Source organism: Polyangium sp. 15x6, assembly GCF_029960785.1.
Lineage (GTDB): Bacteria > Myxococcota_A > Polyangia > Polyangiales > Polyangiaceae > Polyangium.
In genome coordinates this window covers 303,897-327,942 of sequence record NZ_JASBQE010000002.1, presented here as the reverse complement: position 1 = coordinate 327,942, position 24,046 = coordinate 303,897, and the positions used below count along the sequence as shown (strand labels likewise).

General features: G+C 68.6%; 17 protein-coding genes. 7 read left to right on the top strand and 10 right to left on the bottom strand.

Annotated elements, in window-relative coordinates:
• Positions 1–143: 143 nt before the first annotated feature.
• The 3 genes from QHF83_RS02820 to QHF83_RS02810 form a co-directional block, all read right to left on the bottom strand.
• A complete protein-coding gene (locus QHF83_RS02820; protein ID WP_282416186.1) occupies positions 144–2,099 on the bottom strand; it encodes a LodA/GoxA family CTQ-dependent oxidase in 1,956 nt (651 codons plus the stop codon).
• 73 nt (positions 2,100–2,172) lie between these two features.
• On the bottom strand, positions 2,173–2,748 hold the full coding sequence (locus tag QHF83_RS02815; protein ID WP_282416185.1) for a hypothetical protein: 576 nt from the start codon (positions 2,746–2,748) through the stop codon (positions 2,173–2,175).
• A complete protein-coding gene (locus tag QHF83_RS02810) occupies positions 2,745–4,679 on the bottom strand; it encodes an acyl-CoA dehydrogenase family protein (RefSeq protein WP_282416184.1) in 1,935 nt (644 codons plus the stop codon). Before QHF83_RS02810 ends, QHF83_RS02815 begins: the two co-directional genes overlap by 4 nt.
• 124 nt (positions 4,680–4,803) lie before the next feature.
• Between QHF83_RS02810 and QHF83_RS02805 the strand changes: the two genes are divergently transcribed.
• Together QHF83_RS02805 and QHF83_RS02800 are read left to right on the top strand one after the other, a co-directional pair.
• On the top strand, positions 4,804–6,132 hold the full coding sequence (locus QHF83_RS02805) for a peptidylglycine alpha-amidating monooxygenase (RefSeq protein ID WP_282416183.1): 1,329 nt from the start codon (positions 4,804–4,806) through the stop codon (positions 6,130–6,132).
• Between the two features lie 17 nt (positions 6,133–6,149).
• Positions 6,150–7,853: a carboxylesterase family protein gene (locus QHF83_RS02800; protein ID WP_282416182.1), complete on the top strand. Its 1,704-nt coding sequence runs from the start codon at positions 6,150–6,152 to the stop codon at positions 7,851–7,853.
• Between the two features lies 1 nt (position 7,854).
• Here QHF83_RS02800 and QHF83_RS02795 read toward each other — a convergent pair whose 3' ends face one another.
• Complete coding sequence (locus tag QHF83_RS02795) at positions 7,855–8,604, bottom strand: metallophosphoesterase family protein (protein WP_282416181.1); 750 nt, start codon at positions 8,602–8,604, stop codon at positions 7,855–7,857.
• A 152-nt stretch (positions 8,605–8,756) separates the two neighbouring features.
• Between QHF83_RS02795 and QHF83_RS02790 the strand changes: the two genes are divergently transcribed.
• Positions 8,757–10,277: a kelch repeat-containing protein gene (locus tag QHF83_RS02790; protein ID WP_282416180.1), complete on the top strand. Its 1,521-nt coding sequence runs from the start codon at positions 8,757–8,759 to the stop codon at positions 10,275–10,277.
• A 42-nt stretch (positions 10,278–10,319) separates the two neighbouring features.
• Here QHF83_RS02790 and QHF83_RS02785 read toward each other — a convergent pair whose 3' ends face one another.
• From QHF83_RS02785 to QHF83_RS02775, 3 genes are all read right to left on the bottom strand, one after another.
• Positions 10,320–11,186, bottom strand: coding sequence for a mechanosensitive ion channel family protein (locus QHF83_RS02785; protein WP_282416179.1), 867 nt, complete (start codon positions 11,184–11,186; stop codon positions 10,320–10,322).
• A 513-nt stretch (positions 11,187–11,699) separates the two neighbouring features.
• Positions 11,700–12,533: a hypothetical protein gene (locus QHF83_RS02780; RefSeq protein WP_282416178.1), complete on the bottom strand. Its 834-nt coding sequence runs from the start codon at positions 12,531–12,533 to the stop codon at positions 11,700–11,702.
• 89 nt (positions 12,534–12,622) lie between these two features.
• Positions 12,623–13,006, bottom strand: coding sequence for a hypothetical protein (locus QHF83_RS02775; protein WP_282416177.1), 384 nt, complete (start codon positions 13,004–13,006; stop codon positions 12,623–12,625).
• A gap of 73 nt (positions 13,007–13,079) precedes the next feature.
• On the opposite strand from QHF83_RS02775, the gene QHF83_RS02770 reads away from it, so the two are divergent.
• A complete protein-coding gene (locus tag QHF83_RS02770; protein WP_348980419.1) occupies positions 13,080–13,892 on the top strand; it encodes an SIMPL domain-containing protein in 813 nt (270 codons plus the stop codon).
• 277 nt (positions 13,893–14,169) lie between these two features.
• On the opposite strand, the gene QHF83_RS02765 is transcribed toward QHF83_RS02770, so the two are convergent.
• Together QHF83_RS02765 and QHF83_RS02760 are read right to left on the bottom strand one after the other, a co-directional pair.
• Positions 14,170–15,537: an amidohydrolase family protein gene (locus QHF83_RS02765; RefSeq protein ID WP_282416176.1), complete on the bottom strand. Its 1,368-nt coding sequence runs from the start codon at positions 15,535–15,537 to the stop codon at positions 14,170–14,172.
• Positions 15,538–15,669: 132 nt separating this feature from the next.
• Positions 15,670–17,301, bottom strand: coding sequence for a hypothetical protein (locus tag QHF83_RS02760; RefSeq protein ID WP_282416175.1), 1,632 nt, complete (start codon positions 17,299–17,301; stop codon positions 15,670–15,672).
• A 354-nt stretch (positions 17,302–17,655) separates the two neighbouring features.
• Between QHF83_RS02760 and QHF83_RS02755 the strand changes: the two genes are divergently transcribed.
• Together QHF83_RS02755 and QHF83_RS02750 are read left to right on the top strand one after the other, a co-directional pair.
• Complete coding sequence (locus tag QHF83_RS02755) at positions 17,656–19,713, top strand: BTAD domain-containing putative transcriptional regulator (RefSeq protein WP_282416174.1); 2,058 nt, start codon at positions 17,656–17,658, stop codon at positions 19,711–19,713.
• A gap of 369 nt (positions 19,714–20,082) precedes the next feature.
• Positions 20,083–20,553, top strand: a complete 471-nt coding sequence (locus tag QHF83_RS02750) for a hypothetical protein (protein WP_282416173.1) — start codon at positions 20,083–20,085, stop codon at positions 20,551–20,553.
• Positions 20,554–20,770: 217 nt separating this feature from the next.
• On the opposite strand, the gene QHF83_RS02745 is transcribed toward QHF83_RS02750, so the two are convergent.
• The gene (locus tag QHF83_RS02745; protein WP_282416172.1) at positions 20,771–22,768 is read right to left on the bottom strand and encodes a glycoside hydrolase family 19 protein; all 1,998 of its coding nucleotides are present in this window, start codon (positions 22,766–22,768) and stop codon (positions 20,771–20,773) included.
• Positions 22,769–23,250: 482 nt separating this feature from the next.
• Between QHF83_RS02745 and QHF83_RS02740 the strand changes: the two genes are divergently transcribed.
• Positions 23,251–23,928 carry a hypothetical protein gene (locus QHF83_RS02740; RefSeq protein WP_282416171.1) on the top strand — a complete coding sequence of 226 codons (678 nt, stop codon included), beginning with the start codon at positions 23,251–23,253 and terminating at the stop codon, positions 23,926–23,928.
• Positions 23,929–24,046 lie beyond the last annotated feature (118 nt).

Below are 24,046 nucleotides of genomic sequence, written 5' to 3'. Positions count from 1 at the left end.
CTTGCCACGGGCCCGTCCGAGAAACCGCGCATCGCGCGGTTTCTCGGCCTTCGGTCCAGGCCGTGCCTGGTCCGGGTGCAGGGGCGGACAGCCCCTGCTCGGGTCCGGGGTGAAACCCCGGCGCTACGCTTCAGAGCACCACCTCAGGGGATGTGCGGCGCGCGCTCGGTTTCGATCTGGGTATTGTCTGGCTGCCGCACGATGAAGCCGAACTTGTACCATTCCTCGACCATGTCCTCGTGCTGGACCTGCTTTTTGCCGGAGGCGAACTTGTGGGTCGGGCGGGCCCAGTCTTCGCGCGTCGTGGATCCGGGCGTCGTGATGACGTGGTCTGGCCTGATGGACGGCCACCAGCCCTTCGGGCCCTCGGCGGCGCAATCGGTGAAATCGGCGTGCCAGGGGAGCGCGAGCTGCCGCGAGAAGTGCCCCGGGCCGATGGGCCCGTCCTCGCCCCAGTAGGCGCTCGTCGCCTGGTGGTCGATCCGGAATGGCTCGGTGAACAGCGCGGCATTGCGGATCTGCCAGCTCACCTCGATGCCCGGGAAAAACGCGCCGCCCGAGGCCGACTCGAGTTGCGCGCGATCCAGCCCGTGCGCCGTGATTCCTTGTGGCGTGACCGCCGTCGGGCCCGGGACGAACTGCCCGTTCGCCCAGTTGCGCAAGAGCCCGAACTGCGTGCGCGTGACGGTCAGCCATTGCTCGTACTTGGGCGCCTGGTTGTTGTAGGGATCGTCGCCGAGCAGGATCGGCATCGTCCCCTTTCCCTTGGCGTTCGGCGCCCCGTTCGGCTCGCGCATTGCACCGAACAGGTCCTTCCGCATCGCTGCGTATTGCGGGGAGGGATCACCCACGTTCGGGCCGAAGAGCGGCGCGTGGGACGTGTCGCCGGCCGACTTGATGACCCAGCGATAGCCGCCGCCGCGCGAGAAGATCGGCCGGATCTCGGTGGTGAAATCGGGCAGGAAGTCGGGGAACTCCACGGCGCCGAGGGGCTGGAAATCGGCCGCGAGCTGCCGCAGCCGGGCGAGCGGGCCACCCGGAGCGTAGAGCGCGTTGTCGATCGGGATCGGCAGCTCCCGCACCGCCATGTCGTAGAGCAGATCGTAGAGCGTGACCGCGCTCGTGACGTTCGGCGCGAAATCGGGCGGACCGACGAGCACCCACGCTCCGCCGGCCGGGTCGACCGGGATCTGCCGCACGCCGCCATTGCCGTCTTGAATCGTGACCACGGCCGTCACCGGACCGTCGGAGACGTCGTCGAACCAGCCGTCGTTGTTCGCGTACGAGGGCAGCGGCGGGGGCTCGGCCGTGTTGTAGGCGGCGCGGCCCTTGCCGCCGATCACGATGAGCCGCCCCTCGACGTCGGTCCGGAGCTGGCCGAGGTATTTGATGACGGGTTCACCGTTCGCGTCGAGCGGGCACGACTCCTGGGAGGGGTCGTCGCTGCTGCCCGGGCGGAACCTCACGGGGCCCTCGGAGGAGCCGCCGATCGAGCGCGGACCGAAGTCGATCTCGAGCGAGCGCCGATCCGCGACCGATGCATTCCGCAGCGGCGCCGGCGGACCTTTTTCGCCGGCCATGCCGTAGAACTTGTGGAACGACGCCTTCTTGTTGGCGAGGTGCGCGGTCCACGTGATGTCGATGACGCCGGGCGTGCCGAGCGTGACTTCGCGGATCAGCGTCAACGTACCGTTGATCCAGCGATACTCGAAAATGCGGAACCGGACGGCTTGAGGCTTGATCTTGCCGTCGACTTTGTAGGGCGGCACGGCGGTGCCGGGGGCGCTGCCGAGCGGCGGTTGGCCTGGGATCTCGGGGCCGATGAAGAATGTGTCGGGATCGGCATTGCCGACGCGGGCGATCCCGATGGCCGGGTGGATCCGGAACACCGGATCGCCGTCGCTGCCGAAGGCGAGGGCATCGCCTCCGACGATGGCGGCGGCCGTGGCGATGCTGCCGGCGAGGAAGTTGCGGCGGCTCGTGGGGCCCGCGGCGAGCGCGGGCTCTTCTCCCTCGAGGGAGGCGAGGGCGCCGTCGGCCGGCGCGTTCGGAGGCGGTTGGTCGAGGAGCGAAGGAGTTTCGGGGCTTGGGGCGACCATTCTTTATCGCTACCCGATTGTCCAGGCTCGCGTCAATCCCGGAGCGCCGCGAGCACGCACCGTCAGGGACTCGTCATCGTGCGCCCTTCACGTCTCCTTTGACATTGTGCGTCAAGTCCCAGCCGAGCCAGGCGTCCTCGAACGCGGGGTCCACGAACCACTGTTTTTTTTCACCGGGTGTGTCGTCCTCGATCACGACCCAGTCGTGGTCCCGGAGCCCCGGCAGCGGCACGACTTTTTCGAACACCTCGGCGCGCGCGCTGTGCACGACGTACGCCCGCGCGTGGAGCTTCGAGCGCGCCGCGGCCATGTCGAAGATTCGCGCGAAGAGGTGCGCGTACTCGATGCAGTTGGCTTCGCGCTCGTCCGCCCCGAACGAGAGCCGCGTCGGGTGCCCGAGACCGAAATGCAGCCGCGCGCCGGTCATGCGCAGGGAGAGCTCGATCGCGTCCTTCACCGTGGCGAGCCGCGCCTCGCGCAGCTTGAATTCGATCGCGGCTTCGAGCGGTTTGTCGAGGGACGCGGAGGACGCGCGTGTCGTGTGCGGGCCGGAGAGGCCCACGTTCGCCCGGGTGAGCGCGATCGCGAAGAGCGTGAGCCCGACGATCGCGAGCAGGGCGAGGATGAACACGCGCGCCTTTTTTTTCATCCCGCGGCTTTTGCCGACTCGGCCGGGGTTGCCTCGTCCGTCCCGGATAACGAGGCGAGCAGGCGATCTCCGGTGGTCGTGATGGCGGCCGCGAGGTGCCGCGCGCGGAGCTCGGCGCGCTCGAGGTGCCGCGCAAGGACCTCGCGCCGATCGGGGTGCTTCGCTGCCTGCGCGAACAGCAATTCGCCGATCGCCTCGTCGGCGAGCAGGCGCGTGAGCCGCTCGGCGTGCAGCATCGCATAGGAAAAATCACGCTTTGGATCCCAGCTCCCGAGGAGCTTCGTCGACCAGGACCGGGCCGGCGATCGCAGCGCCTCCCCGAGTTTGTCGCCCGCCGTCCGCACGACGAGGTGCTGCTGCGCGGCGTGCGAGAGCGCCTGGATCCGCCCGAGCTTGCGCTCCAGCGGATCCCGCGCGGACACGCTCCGCAGCCTCGCCTCGGCGCCGCGGCGGAGGAATGCGGACGGGCGCTTCAGGATGCCGGAGAGCGCGTCCTTCATCGCCATGAGCGACTGGATCTGGCTCGTGCCCTCGTAGATGGGCATCACGGTCGCGTCGCGCAGGAGCTTCTCCGCGCCGTAATCCTTCGTGTACCCCACGCCGCCGTGGATCTGCACCGCCCGCCGCGCCATCTCCACGGACTTCTCCGCGCCGAGGTACTTCACCAGGGGCGTCACGCGCCGCGCCTCGCGCTTGTGTTTCGCGATCTCGCGCTCCAGCCGGGCGCGCTCGATCTCCGGGAGCCGGCCGAATTGAAGGCGCAAGGATTTCTTCTGCGAGAGCTCCTCGTGCTGGGCGCCGTGCATCGCGAGCGCGCGGATGCCCTGGATGTCCGTGTGCATCTCGTCGAGGTAATCGGCGATCATCTCGTGCCGATCGATGGGTTTGCCCATGGAGCGCCGCTCGGCCGCATACCCGCGCGCGAGCGAGAGCGCCGCCTCGCAGAGGCCGATCGTCTCGAAGCCCACGCCGATGCGGGCGTTGTTCATCATCGTGAGCATGTACTGGAACCCGTCGCCGCGTTTCCCGATGAGGTGCGCGGGGGCGCGGTCGAACGAGAGCGCCGCGGTCACGGACGCGTGATGGCCGAGTTTCTCCTCGACGCGATCGATCGTCACGATCCGCCGTCGTGTGCCGTCCGGGAGGTCCTCGTACGTCGGGACGAGGAACATCGACAGGCCGCCGAGGCCCGCGAACGGATCGGATTCGTCCTTCGGCTCCTCGGTCCGCGCGATGACGAAATGGTATTTCCCGTGGCCCGAGGTGATGAAGATCTTCTGCCCCGTGACGAACCAGTTCCCCGCGGCATCCTGCTCGGCGCGCGTGCGGAGCTTGGCCATGTCGCTGCCGGCGTCGGGCTCGGTGATATCCATGCAGCCCCAGGCCTCGCCGCGGACGATCTCGTCGATGTACGGGCGGAAGCGCGTCCGGAGGATCCTGCCCGTCTCCGGATCGATCTCGCTCGTGCCCTCGCGCATCGAGAACATCAGCATCGCCAGCGCGATGCCGCCGTGGAAGCCGTGGTGCGCCATCACCGAGACGTCCGCGCGTCCGAAGAGCTCCGTGCCGATGAAATAAAGCATCGCCGGCGCGTTCGAACCGCCGAGCTCACGCGGCAGGCACAGGCCGTGCAGCTCCATGCCGCGGAGCTTCTCGAAGATCGACGCGAGCCGCGGCGGGAACGAGGCCTCGCCGTCCCGGAAGATCACGCCCTCCCGGTCGAGCTGCACCGCGTGCGGCGCGATCTCCTCGGCGGCGAAGGTGCCGAGCATGTCGAGGATGTCGCGGTAGAGCTCGAGGGCCTCGCCGAGGTTCTGCGGCCCGCCTTCGCTCCGGAAGTCGTGCTCCGTGGCGCGCGTGATGGGCTCCCAGTCGATCCAGCGCTCGACGTAGAAGCGGAGATCCTCGTTGTCCCGATAGAAGTTCGCCATCGCCCTCACACCCTTCGCCCGGCGCCTCGCCCGGGCGGGCGGATGATACACCGGCGAAGGTTTTTTGCGCACTTTACGATCGGGCCGTCTCTGGTGTCTCATGGGGCTCGAGAACGGAGCACCTATGACGAACACACGATTGCGAGCGGGCGTTGTCCTCATTCCGATCCTGCTCTGGGCCTGCGGCGGCGGCGCGGCGACGACGGGCGGAGGCGGGAGCGGCGCGGGCGGGAGCGGCGGCGGGAGCGGCGGGGCGGGCAGCGGCCCGGACTTGCCTTGCGACGTGGCCGAGGTCGTGGCCAAAGACTGCCAGATCTGCCACTCGTCCCCGCCCAAGTACGGCGCGCCGATGGCCCTCGTGACGGCGGCGGATTTCCACGTGGGCGCGCAGAGTGATCCTTCGAGGAAAGTCTACGAGCTCGTGAGCGAGCGGGTCCACGACGCGGCCCGGCCCATGCCGCCGAAGGGCCTGCTCGATCCGGCCTCGCAAGGCGTGCTCGACGCGTGGATCGCCGCCGGCGCGCCCGGGGCTTCGGGCGATTCGTGCTCGGGCACGGGCGGCGCGGGCGGAGGCGGCGGATCGGGCGTCTCGTGCACGCCCGATGTCTTGCTCCGGCCGAAGACCGCGTGGACGATGCCGAAGCTCACGGAAGACGCGTACGTATGCTTCGGCGCCGACGCCGTCGTGCAATCGAAGCGGCACATCACGACGATCGCGCCGGCCGTCGACAACGACATCATCGTCCATCACATGCTCTTGTACGAGGTGCCCTCGGCCTACGACACGACGCCGAAGGCGTGCGGCGCGGGCGATTCGGGGGGCGGGCGCCTGGTGAGCGTGTGGGCGCCCGGCGCGCAGGCGCTCGTCTTGCCGACCGAGGCGGGCCTGCCGCTCGAGGGCACGGGCCATTACATGATCCAGATGCACTACTCGAACTTGGTGCAGCTCGACGGCCAGACCGATCGGAGCGGGTTCGACCTGTGCACGACGACGGCCCTGCGCCCGAACGACGCGGACATCCTCGCGTTCGGCACGACGAAGATCAACATCCCGGCGCACGACGGCCTCGACCTCAGCTGCGACCTCACGGTCCCGGCGGGCTTCCCGAAGCTCAACACCTTCGCGATCGGCCCGCACATGCACAAGCTCGGCACGATCATCTCGGCCGAGCACACGAAGAGCAGCGGCGGCGCGCCCGTGGAGCTGACGCACCGCGAGCCGTGGAGCTTCGACGATCAATACTGGGACGCGGTGAAGACCACCATCAGCCCGGGCGACACGATCACCACGCGTTGCGTCTGGCAAAACCCGGGCAATTCGAACGTGACCTTCGGCGAGGACACGTCGAGCGAGATGTGCTTCGTGTTCGCCGCGTATTACCCGCGGGTCCAGCTCCCGAACTGGCACTGGGGGCTGCCGGCGGTCAGCTCGGAATGCCAGGCCGCGCCGTGAGAAAGGAGGAAGCCACGATGAACATTGGCAAACGACCTTCGACCTGGGCCCGCCTCGTCCCGCTCGCGGCCGCCCTCGTCGCTTGCAGCGGCGGCAGCGGCGGCAGCGGCGGCAGCGGCGGCAGCGGCGGCAGCGGCGGCAGCGGCGGCAGCGGCGGCAGCGGCGGCAGCGGCGGTGGATCTGCTCGTTGCGTGGTGGAAACTCCCTCGGAGCCTGGGATCGTCGCCACCGACAGCGGCCTCGTCCGCGGCCAACAGGAAGGCGCGACCTGGGTTTACCGCGGCATTCCCTACGCCGCGCCGCCCACGGGAGATCTGCGCTGGAAACCACCCGAGCTCGCCGCCTGCTGGGACGACGTGCGGGACGCGAGCGCGTTCGGCGCGAAATGCCCGCAGATCGACGACAAGACCAAGGAGCCCATCGGCGACGAGGATTGCCTCTCCCTCAACGTCTGGGCCCCCGACGTCACGGCCGATGGCGCGCCCTTGCCGGTCCTTTTCTTCGTGCACGGCGGCGGCAACATCCAGGGGGCCAGCAGCGAGACCCTCCCCGGCGGCGCCCCGATCTACGATGGCCAGGACCTCGCCGCGTCGCAGAAGGCCGTGGTCGTGACGATCAACTATCGCCTCGGCGCCCTCGGCTTCCTCGCCTTGCCCGAGCTCGCCGCGGAGTCGCCGAACGCCGCGTCCGGCAATTATGGCCTCCAGGATCAGATCGCCGCGCTGAAATGGGTCCAGAAGAACATCGCCGCGTTCGGCGGGGATCCCGGGCGGGTCCTTCTGTTCGGCGAATCCGCGGGCGCGCTCGACACACTCACGCTCATGGCCTCGCCGCTCGCGAAGGGGCTCTTCTCCGCGGCGCTCGCCGAGAGCGGGGGCACGACCTCGACGCCGAAAGAGGACGCCGAGGCGGCGATGAGCGAGCGCGTCGCGGAATCGTCCTGCGGGAGCGCTGCGGACAAACTCGCCTGCTTGCGCGGCAAGACCGCGGCGGAGCTGCTCACGGAGCTGCCGGGCTCGGTCGGGATCGGAAACGTTTCGATCGGCTCCGATGCCTCCAAGTACGGCCCCGTCATCGACGGGTTCGTCCTGCCCAAGGCGACGCTGGCCACGTTCTCCGCCGGCGAGCACAACCGCGTGCCGCTCGTGATCGGGACGAACGGCGACGAGCTCGCGAAAGGAATGGCCATTCAGGTCTCCACGCCGCAGCAATACGAGAACGTCGTCACGCAATCGTTCGGCCCGCTCGCGCCCCAGGTCCTCGACGCGTACCCAGTCGGCGATTACCCCACGCCCCAGGACGCGCTCGTCGCGCTGTATTCGGATCTTCGCTTCAACTGCCCGAACCGGAGCATCGCGCGCGCCGTCGCGGGGAGCCAGAGTGAGCCGGTATACCGATATTTCTTCACGCGACGGGCGAAGACGGCGCAAGGCGAGAACCCGGCGGCGCACGCGGTCGAGCTGCTCTACGTCTTCCGCACGCTCACGGACATCCCGCTGTATTCGCCGGTGGCCGAGGATCTCTCGCTCGCCGACGCGATGATGGGCTACTGGGGCCGCTTCGGCGCGACGGGGGATCCGAACGGGAGCGGCGCCGCGCCCTGGCCGCAATACGACGCCCAGAAGGACACGCACATCGTGCTCGATTCGCCCATTTCGAGCGGCGAGGGCGTCCGCAAAGCCCAGTGCGACGCCTGGGAGCAGATCGCCGGCGCGCCCTGATTCAGCGCGACTCGTACACCTGCCCGGACGGCAGCTCCACGCACGTCAAATAACCGCCCTTGCCGCAGCGCGTGTCGATCCCGATCACGCAGGGGCCGACCCACACGTCCTCCTTGTCCTCCGGCGTGTAGTCGGAGAGCTCGGGCGGGAGGTATTTCGTGGCCGTGTGCCCGAAAATGACGAGCTTGCCGCGGTACTCGCGCACGAAGTCGTCGTCGCGGCACCAGAGCATCGCCAGCTTCTTTTGCGTGGTGGAAGGGTGCTCGAAGCCGTTCGGTCCCTTCGGCAGGGCCGCGTGCACGTAAATCGCGTGCTCGTCCTCGTACCAGTACGGGAGCGCCCGCATCCATTCGACGACGTCCGGCGGGAAGAACGTGCCTTTGAAGATCGGCTCGACCTCGTCGTCGGCCATACCCTCGCCCTCGACGGGCGGCGGTCTGCCGAGGAAGGAGCGCAGCGTGGCGAGGCAGCCGTTCGGCGTGGGAATGACGAATTCCGGCCAGCCGCGCTCGATGACGCGGAGCCAGCCGTCCTCGTGATTGCCGCGCAAGGTGACGACCTTGGCGGGCGTCTGCGAGGGGAGGGCGCGGAGCAGGGCGACGACGTCGGCCGAGCAGGGGCCTCGATCGAGGTAATCGCCGACGAAGACGAGCGTGTCGGTCGTGTCGAGCGGGGGCAGGGCTCCGAGGAGGCGCAGGAGCGCGTCGATGTCGCCGTGAATGTCGCCGATGGCGAAGGTGCGGCCAGGCATGGGCGGCGAGAGCAGCAGGGATTTTCGGGGAAGGCAAGGGGGAAGCTACCGCTTTTGCTTGCTCGCATGTTGACGCCCTCACCCGGCCCATGCACGGTGGCTGCTCGTCGTACCAGCAAGGGGGGCGTATCTCGACACACATGGGGAGAGCCATGCACCTTCGTAAACGCTTCATTGCCAGCATCGCGCCGCTTTGCCTTTCGCTCGTTTCGTCCGCTGCGCTCGCTGCGCCGCCCGAGGGGCCCGCCTCGGCGCTCTGGCAGGGCCTGCCGGACATGGGCGTGATACGCCGCGGGCATGCGGCGGAGTTCTTCCCGGGGATTGGCGTGGTCGCCGCGGGCGGGCGCCCGGAGCCGGGGGATGGCACCTTGTTCGAGGCGCTCGATCTGGCCACCGGGACGTGGACGCCGCGAAACCCCGCGCCTGCGATGCTTTTCGTGACAGCGGCCCTGCTCCCGGATGGCCTGTGGCTGCTCCGCGACATCGAGCAGGCCCACACGTACGACCCCGTGAGCGATACCTGGACGGAGGAACCCCTGCTCGCGGGGAACTTTCGCACCGACCCGACGCTCAGCGTGCTCCCGGACGGCGATGTGCTGCTCACGGGCGGATTTGCCGACTTCGATACGTTCGGTGATTCGCTCCGTTATGATCGCATGGGTCAAACGCTCCTCGCTCGGAGCCTGAATCAAGGCCGCGCCGGCCATACGGCGACGACGTTGCCTTCCGGGCTCGTGCTCGTCGCAGGCGGGTGGGCGTGGGCCCCGAGTGACGAAGGCGACGACATTCAGAAACCCCTGATCGAGGCCGAGGTGTACGATGCCACGATCGATACGTGGACCCTCGTCTCGCCCATGCACACGGCCCGCGAGCGGCACAAGGCCGCGCTCTTGCCGGACGGCCAGGTGCTCGTCGCGGGAGGTCTTCCGAGCACGGCGACGGCAGAGGTCTATGACCCGGCCGCGAATACGTGGGTCGAGGTCGGGCCCATGAACGAGGCGAGGTGGGGGCATACGATGACGGCGCTGCCGAGCGGGCGCGTGATCGTCACCGGCGGCGTCGGCAGCGGTGGCGGCGCGGCGCTCACGTCCGTGGAGGTGTATGAGCCCGTGACCGGGACATGGACGTCGTTGCCGCCCATGGCAGGGCAGCGCTGGCGACACACGGCCACGTTCGTGCCGGGGCACGGTCTGCTCGTGGCAGGCGGACAGACGAGCGTCCTCTTCTCCGACCCGAGCGTGGCGAGCGTGGAACTCTATCCGCTCGGCAATGCCGCGCTCGGCGCGGCATGTGTCATCGGCGATGAATGCGCGAGCGGCGATTGCACCGGCGGCGTGTGCGTGGATGGCAGCGGAGCTGGCGGCGCAGGTGGTGCTGGCGGTGCTGGCGGTGCTGGCGGTTCAGGTGGTGCTGGCGGTGCTGGCGGTATTGGCGGTGCCGGCGGCGCAGGCAGCGTAGGTGGTGCGGGCGGTGCCGGCGGAACTGGCGGCGCAGGTGGTGCAGGCGGCAGCGGCGGCGCAGGCGGCAGCGGCGGCGCAGGCGGCAGCGGCGGCGCGGATACGCCTCCCGGTGGCGGTGGCGGGCAATGCTCGGTCGACACGCGCTCGTCGGGCAATGCCGGATGGCTCGCGCTCTTCGGCGTCGGCCTTCTTCTTCGCCGCCGTCGACGCTGACACCTCAGCGACATCGACTGAGCCGACGCGCCTCATGGCGATTCATGCCTGCACGAGCGCGCCGACGTCGTCGCCTTTGCCCGTCGCGAGCCGCACGCGCTCTCCGCGGATCACCACCTCTTGCGCCGGGATCGGATAGCCGAGTTTGCCGATCTCGTCATAGACGACGACGTTCGCGGCGTGGAGCGCCCAGGGGTATTTCTTGCTGTCGACATAGGAATGCGCGACCAGCGTCGGGCCCGCGAGGTTCACGCCCGTCATCTCGATGAACGGCGCCGGGTCGCTGACCGCGTGGTCCGCCTTCGGCAGCTTCTCCTCCAGGACAGCGATGACCTTGCGCACGTCGGCGCCGTGGGGGAGCTGAACCTTGATGTCCAGGCGCGCGATCGGGTTCTCGGAATGGTTCGTGATGATCTCGCCGAAGATCTTGTTGTTCCCGATGAAGACACGCTCATTACCGAAGGTATCGATCGCCGTGACGAAGAGGCCGATCGAGTGCACGATTCCCATCACCCCGCAGATGGTGACCACGTCGCCTGCCTTGAAGGGGCGCAGCACGATCATGAAGACACCCGCGGCCAGGTTGGCGAGCAGGCCCGACCACGCGAGCCCGATGGCGACCCCGGCCGCCGCCAGGATACCGGCGAAGGTGAAGGTCTGGACGCCGAAGACACCGAGGACCGTGATGATGAGGAGGATGTTGAGCAGGACGCTCGCCACGGAATTGAGGTAGCGCGAGAGCGTTTCGTCGATCTTGCGCATCTTCGCCGTTCGATCGAGCAAGCGAAGGACGGTGCGTATCAGCACCCGGCCCACGATCCACAGGACGATGGCCCCGATGATTTTCGCGCCGACATCGACGACGAGCTGGACGCCGATATCCAGGTACTTCTTGATGATCTCGTTCATCTAACAGTGTCTCCATTCATGGGGCGAATGAGCTTCCGGGCGCCGTGCCGCCAGCGCGGAGGGACCTCGGGCTCGTCAGCGCACCCCCGCGAAGACGAGGCATCCGAGGAAGAGAGGAGATTGGCGAGCGAAACGGGAGTGCCCCCACGCGAACACAAGTACCGCATGTCGGGTGAGCGATGCAAGGCAGTCCGGTGCTCGCGTCTGGGAGGCGCTTCGCCGGGGCGCTGCCCCGGACCCCGCGGGGGCTATCCGCCCCTCGACCCGGACCAGGCACGGCCTGGACCGAGGGTGGAAGAACTGCGCTCCGCGCAGTTCTTCCAAGCGGGCCCGTTGGCAATCGATGGGCAGGGGCGCTCGCCGGTCTCGACTCGGCCTGTTCGATGAACTGCGCATCGCGCAGTTCATCGACCCTGGGTCCAGCGCTTGCGCTGGTCCGGGTCCAGGGGCGGATAGCCCCGGTGGGGCCTGGGGCGACGCCCCAGCGCAGCGCCTCCCAGATGAGACCAATGCTCAGCGAGGCGGGGGCGGGGGCGGGTAGTAGCAATGCTTTTTGATGGTCTCGTCCCGGAACGAGAGCACATCGTGCTTCATTCGATAGTAGATCCGGTGCGCCAGCATGTCGTCGTGGCCGATGTAGCAATGCTCGACGGCCGTCCATTTCCCGATGACCCCCGGCGCGCCCGGGCCGAGGCGGTAGAGCACCGCGCCCGTGACCGACTGCCCTTCGCGCTGGCGATAGAGGGAGCTCGTGAGCACGACCTCGTCGCGGCCGTCTCCGTCGACGTCCACCGCGTGCTGGACCTCTCCGATGTGCAAGTCGCCCGCGAGCTCGAGGTCGAGCTCGACGCTATCGTCCTGCAAGACGAGCAGACGTACCGTGTGCGGCTGACCGTTGCCCGTGGAGCAATACTCGATCAAATACGCCGATTGCGTGGAGCGCGGTCGCGTGAACGCGCCGCGCACGGTCGTGATGTGCGGCAAGAGGATGCCTTTCGCCTGCTGTTCCGGGGGCGTCGAAGGGGAGTCCGGACCGCAGCGCGAGTCCTTGGCTGCATGCGGGTGGGGGAAACGCTTCACGAGCTCGTCGAACTCGGCGCGAGGCGGCTCTTTCCAGCGCAATGCGTCGTCGGGGGTGAAATCGTAAAGCAAGACCTCGCCGGCTGGGTTTGGGTAGGTCGGGAGCGGGGGCGCGCCGGTGGTTTCGTCGGACGTTGGTGCGGCGGTTGGCTTCGGCGCGGGCTCCGTCTGCGGCGGCGACGCGGATGGGGCGCAGGCGGCGAGACACGCGATGAGTCCGAGCCACCTCGAACAGGTCGGTGCGTTCATGCGTCGGAACTCGGACATCGGATCCTCCCACGAGCGGCACGGGATTTTACACCTTCCGAGCGGCCAACGTCCATGGGCGTCGGCTGCAGCCGCTCGGTTCGGTCGCCCTACGGGCTCCGGCCTGCCGGCATCTCGGAAAGTCGCAGCGTCACGCGCTCGCTCCGTACGTGGCACCCTTCCCACCACACGAAGAGCGCCGTTGTCGCCGCCTCGGCGCCGCGCGTCGCGGTGATGACGAACTGTCCCGAGGTCTCCCAGCCGCAGACATACTCGCCGACCGTGAACGACACGCAATCCCTGGCAGGCTCGTCATTGACCGAATACCTGACCACCGCGTCGGATACGGGGACGCCCTCCGCGTCGAGCACCGTGGCCGTGACCGAAGACCGCGCCTCGAGCGTGCACAGGAACTCCTCCTCTGCGGCCTGCGCGACCGTGGAATTGCCGAGCGAAGCGGCAATGAGCGATGCAATCATGATCTTTCGGGCCATGCAGGATGCTCCTCCTTCGTGCGTCGTCCTCGCTGGCGAATGGTAAAAACGCTGGCCGTGCCAGTTCCGTGCCGTGACCCGCGACGTGCATTCCATCCTGCCACACCGCGCCGGAACCGCGCGTGGTGGGATTGGGAGGAACCATGAAGCGTATTCCCCTGCTCGCGGCGCTCGCCGTCGGCGCCGCTCTCTCTGCTTCCAGCCCGGGCGCGCCGAGCCGCAGCTCCCTGCGAACAAGGCACCCACGGCCGGGCTACGTACGATCAGCGTCTCGGGCGACGCGGAGGTGAACGTCGCGCCCGACGAGGCATTCGCGACGTTCGGCGTCGACACACGAGACGCGCAGCTCCTCGTCGCGAAGCGGCAAAATGACGAGCGGGTCGCGCGGGTCCTCTCGCTCGTCGGGAGCCTCGGCATCGACGCGAAGGATGTGCGAACCGATTACATCAGCGTGGAGCCGCTCTACCAAGACTACGATCGAACCAACGTCGTCGGGTACGCCGCGCACACCACCATCACCGTGACGCTTCGGGACATGCGGAAGATCGAGCGTTTGCTGCTCGGCGCGCTCGAGGCGGGCGTGAACCGCGTCGACGCTGTCAACTTCGCGACGACGGAACTCAAGAAGCATCGGGATGAAGCGCGGGCGCTCGCCATCAAGGCAGCCCAAGACAAGGCGCGGGCGCTCGCGGCGAAGCTCGGTCAGCGAATCGGTCAACCCTTCGTGGTGGCAGAGTCGGCGGTACCGCCGGCGTGGGCGGGCCAGCAGCTCGCTCAAGTCGCCATCACCGAACCTGGCGAACCCGATCTCGGCGTCGGCTCGATTGTACCAGGGCACGTCACGGTGAGGGCGAAGATCCTGGTCACGTTTCAGCTCCTGCGCTGATACGTAAACGGCTGCTGCTGCTGCCGCCGCTGCCGGTCAGGGGGTCTGTCGTCCTGGATCCGGCGAGCAAAAGCGGAGCGGCCCTCCCTCGAGCCGCTCGCGGATCAGGAGGACGGCAATAGGAGGCGATCGATCGGCCGCCGGAGTGCGCGCGAAGCCGCACGCGCGAGCGTGCCGACGTCGGACGCGCCGAGGAGGCCATTGGCCTGGAGGTGAGGGAGGATGTGCGGGAGCGAGAGCGGCGTGTCCCGAGGAGACGAGGCGTGAGCGGGCCTCGTTAGAACTCCGCGACCCGCCCGCCCATCATCACCTTGCGGACCCCGTTGATGACGACGTTGATGTCCGCCAGAGGGTCGCCCTCGACCGCGATGATGTCGGCGTAATAGCCCACCGCGACCTTTCCGATATCGTTCTGCGCGCCGATGCTCTCGGCTCCATGGATGGTGGCGGCGCGGATCGCCTCGAGCGGGGTCATGCCGGCTTGCACGAGCCAGGCAAGCTCCTTCGTATTTTCACCGAATCCGGTGAACACGGCGTCCGAGCCCATCGCGATCTTCACGCCGACCAGGTGCGCCTGGGTCGCGCTCGCGAGGTTGTCCTGGATGTACGCCTCGAACTTCTGCTCCAGATCGGGGGCGTAGCCGAAGAACGCGAGGTTGTCCTTGTAATACCGGTTGTGATCGATGGTCGGCACGTAGATCGTCCCTCTGTCGATCATGTTGCCGCAGTCCACCGTGTCGAGGCCCTCCGGGTGCTCGATCGAGTCCGGGCCGGCCATGATGGCGAGCTTGGCCGTGTCCTGGTGGTACGCGTGGATCGCGATGGGCAAACCCTCCTCGTGTGCCGTGTCGACCAGCAGCTTGAGCTCGTCGAACGTGAACGTCGGCGAGCACTCCAGCGTCTGGTCGGTGCACTTGTCGGCCCACACTTTCACGATATCGGCGCCGCGCAGCACCAGCAACTGCACCCAGGCCTTCAATTCCTGGGCGGGGACCGAGTTCGGGTACTTGTAATTGCTGATCCCGCCCATCGCGGTGAACACACGCGGTCCCGGCGTCTTGCCGGCTTTGATCTCGTCGCGCAGGTTCATCAGGAGAAAGTCGCGGCCTCCCTTGTCGATCGCGGTGGTGACGCCGGTCTTGAGCGTCGCCAGAGCGGCGCCGCGGGCCAGCTCCAGGTACTTGTAGGGGTCATTGTTGACCAGCCAGGTCACGCGGCTCCAGGGGAACGTGCCCGGCTCCTGGTCTGTCTGGTAGGAGAAGTGGACATGTGAATCGACGAGCCCGGGGAGCCCGGTGTACGCCGTCCAGTCGATGACGCTGGCTCCGCACGGAATCTGCTTTTCATCCGTGCCGACGTAGCTGATCCGATCTTCGTGGGTCACGACGATCGCGTTGTCGATGACCGAGCCATCCTCGGGATTGACGAGCTTGCCGAACCGAATGGCCTTGTCGCTGGTCACGCATTCACCGCCGCCGGTGCCGCCGGTGCCTCCGGTGCTGCTGGTGCTGCCGGTGCCACCGGTACCGCCGGTGCCTCCCATGCCGCCGCTCCCGCCGCCGGTGCCGCCGGTACCGCCGGTGCCGCCGGGGGGGGTCTCATTCCCCGGGCCGCAATGGACCGTCGCAAGGAGGGTGAAGGCCAACCAAGACGTTCGAGAAGCTAGTTTCCACATGAGAGGCACCTCATTCTGTCGATTTACGAACGGAGTGGGGAAGGCCGAGGTCGCGGTGGCCTCGGCTCCCCCACAAGTCACTGCGGGCGTCCTACCGGCGCTTCAGGGGCAGGCGCCTGCGTACGGGTAGCCATTCGCGTTCGCGCACGTGGCCGCCTTCGACGGCGACAGCGCGGCGAACGTGACGTCGGCGCAGCCGTTGACCGTGCCGGTGTGATAGACGTACGTGCCGACCGTGCCCGTGGCGATGGTGTAGCCGGGGTAGGCCGCCTGCCCGCATTGCATGGCCTCGCTCAGCGAGTTGGCCAAGTACACGGCGCTCCCGAGCAGGCAGCCGTAGTAGTTTTCGATACCCACGGAGAAGTACTGCGACTGCGACCCGGCCGTCTGCCCCGAGCACGTCTGCGGGGGGCACTCGCCGCAGTCTTTCGAGCACGAGCTGCACGTCTCGTTGTTGTCGCAGACGCCGTTGCCGCAGCACGAGCCACAATCTTGCGAGCACGAGCTGCACGTCTCGTTGTTGTCGCAAACGCCGTTGCCGCAGCACGAGCCGCAGTCCTTCGAACACGTGCTACACCTCTCGCTGCCGTTGCAGACCCCATCGCCGCATGTGCAGTCGGAGCAGGTCCACGACGTCTCGCCGTTGTTGCACACGCCGTCGCCGCAGCCGGCCACCATGCACTCGCCGAACCATTTGCGACGCGTGCCGTTTTCGAAGGACACCTCCGGAAGGCCGTTCACGAACATATCGTCGTCCGTGTATTTCGTCTTCTGCGCGCCGCCGTCATCGAACAGCTTGCACTCGACCGGACGCCCGTCAGGCAGCTTCGCGGCGCCGAACCATTCGCGGCAGAAGCCGCCCGGGGAGCCGTCGGGCACGCACGCCCTGTGGTGCGACGGCACGTACACCGCATCCGACGGGCCCGACATGTCGGCCCTGCCGTCGTTGAAGACCGAGAAGAGCACCGGCGTGTGGCTCGGGTCGGTGGTGCGGCAGCGGCCGAACCACTTGCGGCAGGTGCCGCCCGGGGTGCCGTCGGGCATGCACACCAGGCCCTCGTCGTCTTTGAAGGTGAGCGCCTGCGTCGGCCCGGCCACGTTGGTGTAGCCATCGTTGAACACGAAGCACTCGACCCCCTGCCCCACCGGCAGCGTCCAACACTGGCCCGGCACGCCCGCCGCGCCGCACCCCTGCCCATAGGGACACGTGCCGACGGTGCACGCGCCGCCGCAGCCGTCGGGCGCCCCGCACGCCTTGCCCGAACACTGGGGCGTACACCCACACTGGGCGTACACGCCGCCGCCGCCGCAGGTCGTGCCCGCCGGGCAGGAGCCGGTGCCGCACTTGCCGCCGCAGCCGTTGGCTGCCCCGCACGGCTTGCCCGCACACGAGATAGTGCAGGTCGGGGGGGGATCCTCGGGGGGTGGTTCGCAAGTCTCGCAGGTGGCGGCAGCGCTGTACGAGTCGACGTTTTCGTCTTCGAGCGGAGCGTCTTCGGGCGCGGCGCCACACGCGGCGGCGACAAGCCCCCCCACGACCAAGGCCGCCACGACGCCGAGCGCGCCCCGGTGCGAGCCTCTCCGGGGAGGGGGAGACATCGAGCCGAGGGATCCCGCTGCGCGCAGCGGATCCCCGCCCACGATGCCATCCGAAGGCGCGACCGATTTGCGAGCCGTCCCGAAGATGGCCGAGAGCACCGAGAAGGAACGCTTGGAATCGATGTGCGGTTTCATACGTGCAAGCTCCCCGTGAGGCCATGCGCCGCGACGTCGGAGGTCTCGGCGGGCCAAGTCGAACGGGAGCTTGGGACCGGGGGCGTGACTGAAGCGTGACAGGGGGAGGCGAGCAGATTTCCGTCGCGCTTTCGCGCCGATGGCTCGGTCCCTCACGGAAGCGCGCAGCGTGACCGCGAGCAACTCGCCCGACACCGACTTGTATCGCGGGTTGCTGCTCGATGGTGGCGGCCTGACGAAAGGTGGGGCTAGACTCGGCACCGCATCCTTAAATCGCCCCCGCCTCCCGTCGCGACGCGCTGGAGGCATCCCAGGTGACAGCGCCACGTGCACTCTCAGGGCAGTTCCACAAAAGTGATCATCGATTGGCGTCTCTTCGTGCTGGGCGAGGTCCGACTCGTCGGCCCCAACGGCCCGGTGAGGCTCGAAAAGAAGGCGTTCGGGCTCCTTGCCTACCTGGCGGTCGAGGGGGAGACGCCGAAGTCGAGGCTCGCCGGGCTGTTGTGGTCCGACTCGCCCGAGGCGACGGCGCGGGCCAACCTGCGGCAACTCCTCCGGCGGCTGAAGATGGCGACCGGCGACGTGCTCGTGAGCGGCGCCGATCCGCTGGCTCTGGCAGCCTCCGTGGACGCGGACGTGAGCGCGCTGCGAGGCGCGCGCCGCACGGAGCTCGCGGCGCGCGCCGCCGAGCTGCCTTTGGGCCGGCTGCTCGGTCAGCTCGAGTTCGACGACGCATCGCTGTTCGACGAGTGGCTGCACAGCGCGCGAGCGAACGTGGACGCCGCGCGACGTCAAGCGATCACCGCCGCGATCGACGAGCACGAGCGAAGCGGTCGTCTGGCCGACGCGCTCGCGCTCGCGGCGCGCGCCGTGGAGCTCGAACCGTGTTCGGAGGACGCGCACCGGCAGCGGATGCGCCTGCTCTATGCCGCGGGAGATCGTGGCGAAGCGCTCGCGGCCTTCCAGCGCCTGCGCACGATGCTCGGGCGGGACCTCGGCATCGAGCCTTCGCGCGCCACGACCGAGCTCGCCCGCGAGATCGCGCGATCCGCCGAGCAACGGGGGCCGAGGTCCGCGTCGCCGGCGAGAGCGATCCCCCTCTCCGTGCTCCGGCCTCCGGAGCTCGTGGGCCGCGAGGAGGTGTGGGCGCGGATGGAGGCGGCTTGGGCCGCCGGCCAAGCCATCATCATCGGCGGCCCGCCCGGCATCGGCAAGAGCCGGCTCATGCACGATTTCCTCAACGCAGTGGCGAGGCCGTTCTTCTTCACGGCCCGCCCCGGCGACCGCGCCGTGCCCTACGGGACGCACGCACGTGTGTACAGCGAGATGATGGTGAAGATCGACGCGGCGAAGCTCGCTCCCTGGGCGCGCGCCGAGCTCGCGCGGATCGTGCCGGCGCTGGGGCAGGCGCCGGGGCCGATGGAGAGCGAGGCGGACAAGTTACGCATGCTCCAGGCCAAGGTCGAAGCGCATCGCCTCGCAGCGCGCGAAGGTTACGACGCGTTCGGCTTCGACGATATCCAGTTCGTGGACGCCGCGACGGCGGAGGCCGGGCAGTACGTGATGGAGCAGTTGTTCCAGGACCCGACGGTGAAGCTTCGCGCCGTCCTCTGCTATCGCGCGGGCGAATTGCCCGAGGCGATCATGGCGGCCATCCGCGAGGGCGTGGCGTTTGGCCTGGGGATCCACATCGAGCTCGATCCGCTCCCGCCGGCCGGCGTGCGGCAGCTGCTCGGGAGCCTCGACGTGCCCGGCATCGCCGACATGGCCGACGCGATCGCGAGCTACGCGGGCGGCAATCCGCTCTTCGTCCTCGAGACCGTGAAGCACGTGATCGCGTCGGGCACGCTCTCGCGCGCCGAAGTCGCGCGCATGCCCCCCGGCCGCATCGGCGTGATTCTCGAAGGCACGCTCTCGCGCTTGTCGGAGCCGGCGTTGCAGATGGCGCGCGTGCTCGCGCTGCTCGGCTCGAACTTCACGCTCGCGAGCGCGTCGGCCGCGCTCGAGGCCAGCGCCGCGGCGACCGCCGCTTGCTGGGCAGAGCTCACGGCCGCGCACGTCGTGCATGGCATGGGCTTCAGCCACGATCTCATCGGGGAGACCGTCCTCGCGACGCTCCCGCGCCCCGTCGAGGCGCTGCTGCGCCGCCGGCTGGCGGTGGCGCTCGAATCGCTGGGCGCCGACCCAGCCCTCGTGGCCGAGCAGTGGCGCGGCGCAGGCGAACCGTGCATGGCAGGTCGAAAGCTGATGGATGCGGCGACGTCGTCCCGCAGCGTCTTCTTGCCGCGCGAGGCCGCGGTCTTTTACGAGCGCGCCGCCGAGGCGTTTCGCGAGGGCGGCGACATGATCGCGGCGAACGAGGTGTTCAAGATGCGCGATCGGCTCCTCCAGCGGGCGGGGGCCGTCGTCTAGTTCTAGACGGAGCATGGGGGCATCTAGGGGCGCTGCGCTGGGGCGTTGCCCCAGGCCCCACCGGGGCTGTCCGCCCCTGGACCCGGACCAGCGCAAGCGCTGGACTCGGGGTCGATGAACTGCGCGATGCGCAGTTCATCGAGCAGGCCGGGTCAAGACCGGCGAGGGCGAGCGGGGCGAACAGGACACGCGCTGGTATCCGCCGTGCACGGCACGCCGCGGGGGTGGAGCATGGCGCGGAGAGGGTGGGGCATCGCGGTTGGGCTCGTCGCGCTCGTCGCGCTCGGGGCCTGCGGCGAGGAGGATGGGAGCGAGCTGCCTCCGCGGTCGCCAGGGACCAGGCGGCCGGACGTACCGCCAGGAGCCGTCATGGGGCGCTCAGCCGGAGCGGGGGAGCGTGGAGAGCGCCTGCCTGGCAATGGCGCGGGCAATGGCAATGACGATAGCGGCGTGATCCTGTCGCCGCCACCTCGTGGGACCCCAGGCGTCGGGATCCCTGGCGCGACGCTCCCAGCGTTGCCCGGTGATCCCCCCGAGCGTCATCCACGTCGCGGGCACCCCGGGACGACGCTGCCGGTGCTGCCCCAGGACACGTTCGGGGGCGCCGCGATACCGGCGACCCCGATCGCGCGAGGTGACGGCAGCGAGCGGGACATGCTCCAGGGAATCTTGAATGCTCACGCGAGCATGCTGGCCGAGGCGGAGGCGTGCGCCGAGAGCGCGACGGAGCCGGACGTGGTGGCGGTTTGTCGATATCTCGCCGAGTCGAGGCGCGGCGAGATGGAGTGGCTGTCGTCATGGCTAGGCGAGCGGCTCGGGGGAGGTTCGCCCGGGCGGTGACGACGAGCCGTCGGCGGCGTCACCGTCAGGCATTTCACCCTCGGTGCACGAGCCGAGCAAAGAAAAACGACAACGGGTAGAGACGGCTGATCTCGATGGCCAAAGGCGCTGTCCGATGAGGCCCACTCGTCCGAAGCCGCGCGAGCTCGCCGCAGTACAGGCCGCGCTCCGACGCTTCGGCGTGGCAGTCTCCCCCCCGCTTGCGGTTTGCCCCCGATCAGCCGAGGACGCGCAGGGCGCGCTGGTAGTATACCCTCCGGCGCGCGAGCCCCCTGTATCCGCCGTTGATCCGGTACGTGATCTTCTTGAAGTCGCCCCGGTCCGCGAGCGCGTTCAGCTTGCGGCTCTTCCAGAACCACCCTGCAATGCGGAATCCCACGTCGAGGCGGGCTGCGCATTTCGGGTTTTTCTCCAGGTCGATGCCGAGCGCCTTGCCCGCGGCGCGGTAATTGCTGCGGCCCGTGATCTGGATCGGGCCACGGCCCTTGAAGCGGGGGCCGTCGCCGGGGCGGACGTTTCCGAGATCCTTGCGCCCCTCGTAAGACTTGCCGGTGCCGAGCTCCTCGAAATGGCGGAGCTCCCCACTCTCGTGCGCCAGTTGCGCGAGGAACGCGGCGATCCGCTTCTTCGTGGTGATGGCCGCCTCCTTCATGGCCTTGTTGAGGTGTGGCAAGCACGCGCGGGCCCGCCCGACAGGGAGTCGAGGCATGATGGCCCTGAGCTCGGCCAGCGTGACCCCGGCCCGCACCGCAGGCTTCTTCGCGGGCTTCTTCACGGGCGCGGCGGCGGGCTTCACCACGCCCGCCTCGGTGCCGCCCGTCGGGGCCTCGGGCTGCGATTCGATCACCAGCGTGACAGGGCCCTCTTGCTCGCTCGTCACGGTCTTGGTGCTCGCCCCCCGGCTGGAGAACGCTTTCAGCGCATGACGCCCGGGTTTTGCCATCGGCAACGAAAACGAGCCGTCCTCCGTCGAGGTCGTGGCAATCGTGGGAGCGCCCTGGCTGGAGATCGTGACCGTGACGTCGGCGAGCGGGCGCATTGCCGCGTCGACCACCTTGCCCGTGATCTCCCTGGTCGTCGTCCCGGCCTCGAGCGTCGCGCTCTCCGCCGAGCTCGCGGGAGCCGAGGCTCCCCGGGTGGGGGCCGGTAACCTGCGCCGCCGGGGCGTCGCCGCCTCCTCCGACCACCGCCGCAGGTTCTCGAGCACCTCGGCCGTGATGCGCACCCCGAAGTTCCAGCGGATGGGCCAATCGGGGCCGCTCGTGTGGATCCCGACCACGGTGCGCCTCCCGTCCGGCCGCGTAACCCATACCGGGGCGCCGCTCTGCCCGCCATACGTGTCGATGTCGTACTGGACGAGACGGGCGGAGGTGTCCCGCAGCTCCCGCGCGTGGAAGAAAATGCGGGTGGCATTCTCGCGATTCTCCGGATATCCCGCGATATTGGCGAGGATGCCCGTGAGCGCCGCATCCGAGAGCGCCTCGGGCACGAAGAAGCCTTCTTCGAGCTGGACGGGCTCGTCGAGGAGGATCGCGCCGTAATCGTACTCCCGGAAGCGGCGCATGAGCCACGCCGACACCGTTCGGAACCGGGTCGCTCTGACGGAGCCGAAGGGCCGCCGGCTCGCATCGAGCGCCGGGATCACCTCCGCGGAGACCGCCCATCCGCCCATCTTCTGGCAGTCGTACACGCAATGCCCCGCCGTGATGACGGTGCGCGAATCGATGAGCCACCCCGTACCGATGGTCGGGGCGCCATTGGTGCCGGTGAGCCGCAGCGCGCAGATGGCTCGAAACGGCTCCACGTCGGTCGGGGAGACCAGGACCCGATCATCGTCGCCGAATAGGGCGACCGGTACTGCGTGGATGACGGTCCCGGCGCCCCCATTCTCCGGCTCCATCGTGAACGTCGGCGCCGGCGTGACCGTCGGCTCCCGCAAAAGCATGGCCCCCTCCCGCGCGAACCGCTCGGGCACGAGAAACCTGTCAGGCGTCTCCTCCACGCGCCTCCCGGGCAGGCGTGACATGGGCGCGGCGGCCTCCCCCCTTGGCCGCTGGTACCCTGGCACGTACTCGATCAGGCTCGTGGGCTTCCTGGTGCCCGTCTCGGTCGCAGGGGCACACGGCCTGGGCCCGTCCTCGCTCCGGGAAATCTCGTCACCGCCGGTCACGCGGCTTCCCTCGGTGGCCACGGCTCGACGACGATTCCTGTTCATGAGAATTCCCCTTCTCTGAATTTCGTCCCCTTGTTTCTCGACCCGCCTCGAACGATATTTAGTTTCATTCAAAAGACGCGCAAGCGAGGACCTCGCCATCCATCGCAAAATGGACAGGGGGACAAACGCTGGGAGAAGACACCTCCGGTCGCGGAGGTGTGGGATATCGTGGAGCCGGAGATCATCCGGCAGATCCGCGATCTGGCGGCCCGCGACTCGGGTGCCGAGCGGATCGCGCGAGAGCTGAAGGTCGCCCGCAATACGGTGAGACGTTGTCTGCGGGGTGGCCCCGCACGGATTGACGGGCCGCACCGGGAACCCAACGAAATGCCATGAAGCTGGTTTGTCGGCCCCGAAGACCGCGAACCATGATGGGTCCGAAAGAAGGGGACGCATAGCGCGCGATACACGGAGGAGGGAAGGTCATGGCAGCAAAGCAATCAAAAAAAACCGAGTCCACGGCGGAAGCGGCGTATGAGTTCGTGACCGAGGTGCTCGAGCGGAGCGAGCTGGAGGGCCTCGAACTCGTGCTGAAAACGCGGGTCGCCGACCTCGAGAAGCTCATGCCTGGCAAATCGGTGCCGAGCGAGACGATTGTCAAGGCGATCTTCGCGCATTGCGCGGAGATCAACCAGCTGGCCAAGGAGGCCGCCGCCCGCGCCGGGAGCCACGTGGCCGCCGCCGAGGCCGGCGAGGGCGAAGATGAGGTGGCCCCTGACTTTTCTTTCCCCACCTTCGAGGCTTTCCTCGCGAACGAGGCCGCCGCCACCGAAGCTGCCCAGGAGGGCGCAACGGCCGAGGCTGGGGTCCCGCCCAAGAGCCTGGTGACAATCGTGGCCGCGAAGCTCGTCTCCGCGCTCGGCATCGAACCGGGCATGGTCACCGCAATCATCTTTGCGGTGGAGGCGGCGGACAAGAAGAACTGGCAGGCGCTACTCGGTCACCTCAAGGGGAGGCGCTTCGCGAAAGCCAAGAAGCCCTTGAAGAAGGTCCTGAACGCGATGCGCTCGAGCAAGTTCCGGAAGGCACTCGCGAAGCGGGTCGGCGCCAAGGCTGCCGCCAAGGCGGTGGCCAAGGTCGCCTCGAAGGCCGTCCCGTTCGTGGGGTGGACGAGCGTGATTGTCGGCCTCGTCTGGGCCTTCGGGCGGCAGATCCGCTGAGCCTGAAGCCCGCGCACACGAAGGCGCGCCCCCCCATACCCGGGGAGGGCGCGCCTTCGTCTGAGCATTGGTCTCATCTGGGAGCCGCCGCGCTGGGGCGTTGCCCCAGGCCCCACCG

What these genes read in the sequence shown, in the direction of transcription:
- QHF83_RS02820 (WP_282416186.1), bottom strand. Translation starts at nt 2,099, where the DNA reads ATGGTCGCCCCAAGCCCCGAAACTCCTTCGCTCCTCGACCAACCGCCT.
- QHF83_RS02815 (WP_282416185.1), bottom strand. Translation starts at nt 2,748, where the DNA reads ATGAAAAAAAAGGCGCGCGTGTTCATCCTCGCCCTGCTCGCGATCGTC.
- QHF83_RS02810 (WP_282416184.1), bottom strand. Translation starts at nt 4,679, where the DNA reads ATGGCGAACTTCTATCGGGACAACGAGGATCTCCGCTTCTACGTCGAG.
- QHF83_RS02805 (WP_282416183.1), top strand. Translation starts at nt 4,804, where the DNA reads ATGACGAACACACGATTGCGAGCGGGCGTTGTCCTCATTCCGATCCTG.
- QHF83_RS02800 (WP_282416182.1), top strand. Translation starts at nt 6,150, where the DNA reads ATGAACATTGGCAAACGACCTTCGACCTGGGCCCGCCTCGTCCCGCTC.
- QHF83_RS02795 (WP_282416181.1), bottom strand. Translation starts at nt 8,604, where the DNA reads ATGCCTGGCCGCACCTTCGCCATCGGCGACATTCACGGCGACATCGAC.
- QHF83_RS02790 (WP_282416180.1), top strand. Translation starts at nt 8,757, where the DNA reads ATGCACCTTCGTAAACGCTTCATTGCCAGCATCGCGCCGCTTTGCCTT.
- QHF83_RS02785 (WP_282416179.1), bottom strand. Translation starts at nt 11,186, where the DNA reads ATGAACGAGATCATCAAGAAGTACCTGGATATCGGCGTCCAGCTCGTC.
- QHF83_RS02780 (WP_282416178.1), bottom strand. Translation starts at nt 12,533, where the DNA reads ATGTCCGAGTTCCGACGCATGAACGCACCGACCTGTTCGAGGTGGCTC.
- QHF83_RS02775 (WP_282416177.1), bottom strand. Translation starts at nt 13,006, where the DNA reads ATGGCCCGAAAGATCATGATTGCATCGCTCATTGCCGCTTCGCTCGGC.
- QHF83_RS02760 (WP_282416175.1), bottom strand. Translation starts at nt 17,301, where the DNA reads ATGAAACCGCACATCGATTCCAAGCGTTCCTTCTCGGTGCTCTCGGCC.
- QHF83_RS02750 (WP_282416173.1), top strand. Translation starts at nt 20,083, where the DNA reads ATGGGGCGCTCAGCCGGAGCGGGGGAGCGTGGAGAGCGCCTGCCTGGC.
- QHF83_RS02745 (WP_282416172.1), bottom strand. Translation starts at nt 22,768, where the DNA reads ATGAACAGGAATCGTCGTCGAGCCGTGGCCACCGAGGGAAGCCGCGTG.